Raw genomic sequence first — 7,083 nt, forward strand, 5'->3', positions numbered from 1 at the left:
AGCACGGCACGTCGGTTGTCGAAGCTGAACTCCGCCAGCACCCGCCCCGGCTGGGTGCCGGGCGACAGCTTGGCGCGCTCCACCAGCCGCAGCCAGGACCACGGCCCCCGCGCCGCCATCGTGGAGGTTTCCGGCTTGATGCGCGGCTGGGCCACCAGCTCGGCCATGGTGCCGCCACGCGGCCCCGGCCAGGCCAGCGGCAGCGCCTGGATGGCGCCGTGGGCATAGCGCTGCACCTGCCCGTCGAAGTCGATCACCCATTCGGTGACGGTGGCGTCCAGCGACACCACCCGGTAGTCGCCGCGCCAGGCCATGCGCTTGCCTTCGTTCTCGCGGAAGAACATGTCGCGGATCTGGCCCACCTGGGCAAAGGCATCGGGGTTGGGGCCGCTGGCGGCCAGCAGCTTGAGCAGCTCCCCCTGCAGGCTGGGGCCTGCGGCCGGGCTGGCCGCCGCATCGCCCAGGGCCAGGCCGTCACCGGCGGCCAGGTTGACGCTGGTGGGCGACTTGTAGCGCCAGGGCCGGGTGCTGGTGTCCACGAGAGGCGCCATGTACTTGCGGAAGTACTCGTCCGCCGCACCGCCTGCGGCAAAGAAGGCATTGAAGTCTTCGGCCGACACCTCTTGCGGGCTGTTGGCAAAGGGGTAGCGGCCGGCCAGCAGGCGCTGGCAGGGCTCGGACACGTTCAAGCTCAGCAGGCCGAGCAGCCGGTCCATCTGCGCCTGCGCCTGGCCCCGCAGGATCGACGCGGCGCCTTGCTGCACCTTGTCCGATCCGCTGGCGCTGAGGTCCATCAGCACTTCGCGCAGCGGCGCCGGCATCTTGCCGGCCTCGATGCGCAGCTTGGTGGCGGCCTCGGCGCCCGCCGGCGGCAGACTGCCGGCGCTGAGCGCCGTGTCGGCCACCACCAGCACGGTGTAGTACTCGTTGAGCACGCTGGTCATGCTCTCCAGGCCCGCCCGGCCAGGGGCGGCCATGGCGGCGCCTTCACCACGGCCGGTGACCACTTCGCGCAGGGCGGAGAACTTCTCGTCCACCTCCTGGCGCTCGATGCGCGCTTCGGGGCGCACGCCCAGCGCCGCGCCGGCCTTGGCCTGCTGTTGGGCGAGCTGGTCGCCCGCCTTCTCGAAGATCGACTTCTCCTCGGCCTTGCTCTCCATCACCAAGGGCCGGGACAAGGTGGTTTCGCGGGCGGCAGCACGCGCCAGCCGGATCAACGGCGAATCCGCCGCGGCCAGTTGGCGCAGGATGCTCAGGTCGTAGGCCAGGGTGCCCGACTTGTCCGAGTGCACCAGCCGAACGTCGTCCAGGAAGCGCACCCAGTGCCCCGCGTACTCGGCCAGATACAGCCGCCGCACCTCGGCCTCCAGCGCGCGGTGGTCGGCCTTCTGCGGGTCTGTGGTGGCCGCGCTGCCGGCCGCCTCCGCGCCGGCCGCACGCTGGCCCATCACCCAGGCATCGTCCTGCTGGGCCCAGGTCAAGGTCTGGGTGAGTTGCTTGGCAAACACCTCGTGGTAGCCCTCATAGGTGAACAGCCCCGGCACGCCTTGCTCCAGGCTGCCGCCCGAAGCCAGGCTGAACAAGGTGCCCGCCTGCGGCCCCAGCGCCCGCACCAGGCTGAAGGCCTGCGGCGCCTGCGCCTGCGCCGCCGAACGCACCCGCACGTAGAGCCGCTCGCTGCGCGACTGCTTGTCCAGGTAGCTGCGCACTTCCTGCACCAGGGCGCTGTTGGCCACCGACAGCGACTGCACCGGCCGCCGGCCGGAGAAGAGCCATTCCAGGTGGCCCACCATCGCGGCGCTGTTGCCCAGCCGCTGCGAGAGCGACTCCCCCTGCCCCTGCCCCTGCCCCTGCCATGCCTGCGTGATCCACTGCCGCACATCGCGGGCGTGGTCGGGCGTCTGCATGTACTGCTTCGCGTCATGCAGCAGCAGGTACACCCGCAAGGTCTGGTAGGTCTGCACGGCGTCATCGGCCGCCATCGATTGGCGCAACACCTGCTCCATGTGCGCCGTGACCTGCGGCAGCACCAGGCGGTCGAGCAATTGGCCATAGCCTTGATCGGCCGCCTGCACGATGGGGCCGGCGCTGTACAGCCCGTACTGGAAAGACAGGTCGGGTGAAGCCAGGTCCAGCCCGTCCACACGCGGCAGGTCTTGCGCCAGATCGAGCACCTTTTCCGTACGGGTGTGTTGGCCTCCTGCAGCCAGCTCTTCATCTGCTGGGTCAGGGTCTCAGTCTTGTCACTGACCGCCTGCAGGTAAGCCTGGTTGTTGCGCAGGCTCAAGGCCAGAGCGGCCGACAGCCACAAGAAGCCCAGCAGCACGACGCCGTGCCCTACCCAGCGCAGCAGCCGCATCCGGGTTTCCCAACGCAGATTGGGCTGCACCAGGTGGGCCTCGGCCATCACCACCTTTTCCAGCAGGTCGGACAGGAAGTAGCTGCGGCGGCCCACCTTGGTGGGCGCTTGATCCGCCGATCCGATGCTGTGGGCCAGGCTGCGGAAGCTGTCGCGCAGGCGCACCGTCAGCGCCTGCGGTTGGGCCACCAGCTCTTGCCCCGGCTGCATCGCGCTGCACAGGTACACCCCGCGCAGCATGGGTTGAACCTGCGTGGTGTCGTAGCGCGAGTCGGCAAACACCTGGGCCACCAGCGTCTGCACCGGCGCCATCAAGCCCTGCAGCTCATGCGGCAGCACATACAGCGACTGCCGGTCTTCCACCTGGAACTCTTCCTGCAGCCGCATCGCCACGCCGGCCCGAATGCGCTCGATCAAGGCCGCGAACTCACGGCCCACCCACAGCGCCAGCGACTGGCCACTGTCGGGCAGGCTGTCTGGTGCGTCCTCGCCTTCGGCCGTGGGCGCGCGACCGGGCTTCTTCTGCTTCGCGGCTTTGCGCCGTTGCGCGTCGTCCCACCACGGCAAGGTGAAGCCCCACACCTGGCGACGCGCCTCGGAGGTCAGGCCGTTGAAGTAGGCCGGAAAGCCCCGCAGCACGTCGGCCTTGGCCAACAGGAGGTACACCGGGAAGCGAATGCCCAGGTGGGTGCGCAACTCTTCCAGCCGCGCCCTCAACTGTGCCGCCAGCGCCGTGCGCTGCAGGTCATCGGCACGCAGCAGCTCGGCCACGTCCACCACCAGCAAGGCACCGTTGATCGGTGCCCGAGGGCGCACCTGGCGCAACACGCCCAGAAAGCCGCGCCACTCGGCGGTATGGACGGCGGCGGACTGTTCATCGGCCTGGGGCGCCTGCTCGGTGTAACGCCCGGCGGTGTCCAGGAACACGGCCTCGTTGGTCAACCACCAGTCGCAGTTCTGGGTGCCGGTGGCGCGATCCAGCGTCATGCGGGCGCTGGCGGCGCCCATCTGGTCGGGCAGCGGAAAGCGCAGGCCGGCATTGAGCACCAGCGAAGACTTGCCCGCACCGGGCTGCCCGATGAGCATGTACCACGGCAGCTCATACAGGTAGCGCTTGCCCTCGACCACGCGCCGCAGGCCCGACCAAAGGCTGCCCGTGCCGCCGGCCATGGTGCGCTGCATCTGGCGCAGCTGGTTGACGGCATGGCGCGCACGGTCAGCCAGGTGGCGAATCTCTTCGCGCGCCAGCGCGGGCTGGGCACCTTCACGATGCAGCCAGCGCTGCAGCAGCTGATCATCCCGCTGCAGGGCGCGGTAGAGCTTGTACAGCCCCCACACCAACAGCACCGCCAGCACCCCGCCCATGGCCAGCACCCGCGCCCACACGGGCGCCAACGGATGCAGCTGCCCGAAAGCCAGCAGCGGCCCGCCGTGCCAGATGAGCAGGCACAACGCCGACGCGCCGATGACGGTCCAGGCCACGGACGCCGGCAGTTCCAGCGCCCAGGACAACAGGCCCGCCACCAGCAGCAGCATCACGCCCAGGCGCACCGCCACCGAGCCCAGCGGCTTGATGTCGCCCACCGCGACGAACGGGCCGAGGAACCAGACGACGGCCGACAACACCAGCAGCGCCAACAACGCGAGCAAGGCGCGGAACACCGGGCCCTTGAAGAAGTCCTTCATCACTGTGCTCCTTGTGCTCAACGTGCAGGGCCGGCTGCCGCAGCACCCGCGGGCAGCAGCTCGATGACCACCCGGCGGTTCTGCGCACGGCCGGCCGCGGTGTCATTGCCGGCCACCGGCTGCGTGGCGCCCCGCCCGGTGGCCTCGATGCGCGCGGCAGCCACGCCCTGCGCGGCGATGACCTTGGCCACCTCTTGCGCACGCGCCAGAGACAGCGCCAGGTTGATGCCGTGGGGGTCTTCCAGCGGCACGTTGTCGGTGTGCCCGGTCACCACCACCGGCCCGGGCACCGTGTTCAACGCACGGCCCACCTTGACCACCAGCTCACGCGAAGCGGGGCTCAAGGCGGCGCGCCCGGAAGCGAACATGCCGTCGCCGCGGAACACGACGGTGGAGCCTCGCGCCGACTCGTCCACGGTGACGCGGCCCTGCGCAATGGCATCGGCCAGGAGCTGCCTCAAGCCCAGGGCGGCCGCGGCCGGTGCCGCCTCTGCAGCCTTGTCGGGCTGCAACTGCTTGAGCGCCAGGATGCGCTGCTCCAACGCCGAGCCCGTGTGCAACAGCTGGTACTTGGACCAGCCGAACTGCGCCACCAGGGCCAACCCCAGCACGCTGGCAGACGCCCACACCGGCACCGCGCGCAACAACCTGAACCTGCCCGGCGATGCGCCCCGCCACCGCCCCGACAGCTCACGCCCCATCGGCGGGCTCGACTCCGACACCATCCCATACAAGCGGTGGCGGATGGACTCCAGGCGCCTCGCGCCGTCTTTGTGGGTGCGGTAGTGACCGCTGAAGCCGAGGCTCAACACGTGGTGAATGAGCTCCAGCACCGGCAGATGCTCGGCCGGCGCATGGGCCATGCGGCCCAACAGCATGAACACCACCTCGCCGCCGTCCCGCTCACCATGAAAGTGCGGCAGCAGCGACATGCCGGCCCATGTATCCGCTTCGCTGCCCGAGGTGTTCCAAGGCGCCAGGCTGGCGGCCTCGTCCAGCGCCGTGCACAGCACGTAGCGCGCGGCCAGCATGTGCTCGCGCCGCACGTTGAGCTGCTCGCACAGGCGGGTGAAGTCGTCCAGTTCCGTCTTCAGCAAGTCATGCCACACATCAATCTGCTGACGGTTGAGCTGACGCGGCACCTCAGCCAGCGCGCGCAGCAGGTCCGAGGCCGCCAGCAACAGCACGTTGCGCCCCTGCTCCGCGGCCTGGCGCAGGCTGGACAGGCGTTCTTCGTGGTTGGGGCCGGGCGGCAGTGAGGGCCCCGACGCTGTGTCGGGCACCGCCTTGACCGGCGGCGCCGCACGGTCGTCAGGCCGCCCATCGGCCGGAGACTCGGCGAGCTCCGATGAGTTTTGATCCAGGGCCATACGCATCCCATCGAATGGACACAGCGGCCCGCAGGGGGCCGCTGACAGCAGTGGGGAACGTGACGGGGCGGCGCAGCGGCCCAGCCACATGAAACTGACTACCGCCCCGGGGGCCAAGCCGCCCTGGGTGGCGGACCTGGCAGAGATCCGCCGGCGCAACGCGCCAACAGCGTGGTCAACAGCGGCCTCAACCAAGGCCGCACAGCGGGCAACTGCGGCAGGGCCGGGTCATCGGCAGGCACTACCTTGCGCCGCCGGCCACCGCCATGTGATCGGTCATTCAGCCGCGGTACTGAGCGCGTGGCTCAGCAACTTTTGGCCTTCAAGAAGGCTGGCGTTGCACGCCTGAATGCACGCAGCCGGCCGGGGCAGGCTCAGCCTCTGAAATACCAGATCACCCCGCCCGTGGGACCGACCTGCTCGCTGGGCATGGGCTCGCCCAGTTTCATGCTCACTTCCTTCATCCGCAGATGCGGCGCAAACCAGATGCCGGCCCGTGGGCACGGCTGGCCGGGACGCGCGCTGAGCACCGGGTCGGCAGGGATCGGGCTGTTGTCGAACTGCCGCGCAAAGTCGGCCAGGTCGCGTGGATAGAAGTCCATGTGGCGGTAGCCGCTGTCGTCGATGCCCAGCAGCCAGGTCACCGCAGCGGACTCCCAGGACCAGTAGCCCACGAAGCTCAGTCGCTGGTCCATGTCGTGATACGGCTCGCGGCGGCTGGCGTGGTACCAATCGTGGAGGTATTGCTGCATCAGCGCGGGGCGTTTGTCGGGGCTGGCCTCGAACACCTTGTCCAGCTTGCGGTAAGGCAAATGGCGGGTGTACTGCTGGGCCACCTTGTTGCGCCCGGGCACGTAAGGCCGCACCAGGTTCTCCAGCAGGATGTCGAAGTAGTTCAGCTCTTCGTTCACGTAGTCCCACACCCGGCACAGCCGCGGCATCAGGGCTTTGTGGCCCAGCAGCAGGCCCAGGCACGCCAGGGGGAGCGCGTAGTAGCCGTACTCCTGGTCGGCAAAAGACAAGGCAGGCACTCGGTTGCTCCGGCTTTCAAAAAAGTCGGCGCTGGAATGCCACTCTTGCTTATGCCTTCGGAACTCTTCCCAGGCCCATATCGATACGGGGTAGAACTGCGCCAAGGCACCGACCGAGACACCTGCGCTGTATTGAAGGCACAGGTAGGTGACGGTATCTTCCGCCAGCAATCCCGCTGCGCCCCATTTGCCAGTCAATGGCGGCGCAGTCAGAATCAAACAGTCGTCGAAATCCTTCAGACACTCCCCACTCAAGTACGCGTATTGGTTTTCGTAGTTGAGTCGAGGCTCACGGCGACGTTTGTATAGCTCAGTTTCTTCCAGAGGCGCAGGCACGCAGGCTTTGAATTGAGCACTATCCATTGTCACTCCTTCAGCAAGGCACTTGGAATAGAAATCACTGGTTTGCGGACAAGATGATTTTTGCCACCGCTGACATGGTGACTGTCCATTTGAGGCCTTGTTACCATGAGGATCCATCGATCCCAAGGCGCCGGACCTTGAAGTTCTCGCCTCCTGAAATCTCTTACCAACGCCACCATCTCCGCTTCATCCTTGGGCGTCGCATACTCCTCCTTCGGAATATTCAACATGATCCACTTGTGGCTCATCTGCGTGCCCAAGGTCTTGGTTTCAT

General features: G+C 67.9%; 3 protein-coding genes and 2 pseudogenes. All 5 read right to left on the reverse strand.

Going from position 1 to position 7,083, the window contains the following annotated elements; all coding sequences use genetic code 11:
- A partial coding sequence (locus ABNT58_RS25075) for an ImcF-related family protein (protein WP_348756108.1) occupies positions 1–2,174 on the reverse strand: 2,174 nt, incomplete at its 3' end.
- A 164-nt stretch (positions 2,175–2,338) separates the two neighbouring features.
- Positions 2,339–4,045, reverse strand: a pseudogene (locus ABNT58_RS25080) (type VI secretion protein IcmF/TssM N-terminal domain-containing protein); the annotation flags it as partial.
- Between the two features lie 17 nt (positions 4,046–4,062).
- The gene (gene icmH / locus ABNT58_RS25085) at positions 4,063–5,415 is read right to left on the reverse strand and encodes a type IVB secretion system protein IcmH/DotU (protein ID WP_348756109.1); all 1,353 of its coding nucleotides are present in this window, start codon (positions 5,413–5,415) and stop codon (positions 4,063–4,065) included.
- Between the two features lie 374 nt (positions 5,416–5,789).
- Positions 5,790–6,437 carry a PoNe immunity protein domain-containing protein gene (locus tag ABNT58_RS25090; protein WP_348756110.1) on the reverse strand — a complete coding sequence of 216 codons (648 nt, stop codon included), beginning with the start codon at positions 6,435–6,437 and terminating at the stop codon, positions 5,790–5,792.
- Positions 6,438–6,811: 374 nt separating this feature from the next.
- A pseudogene (locus ABNT58_RS25095) lies at positions 6,812–7,083 on the reverse strand (hypothetical protein); the annotation flags it as partial.

Origin of the sequence: uncultured Aquincola sp. (assembly GCF_964001545.1) — a bacterium.
Lineage (GTDB): Bacteria > Pseudomonadota > Gammaproteobacteria > Burkholderiales > Burkholderiaceae_C > Aquincola.

Coding starts and splice junctions, on each gene's coding strand:
- icmH (WP_348756109.1), bottom strand. CDS start 5,415: ATGGCCCTGGATCAAAACTCATCGGAGCTCGCCGAGTCTCCGGCCGAT.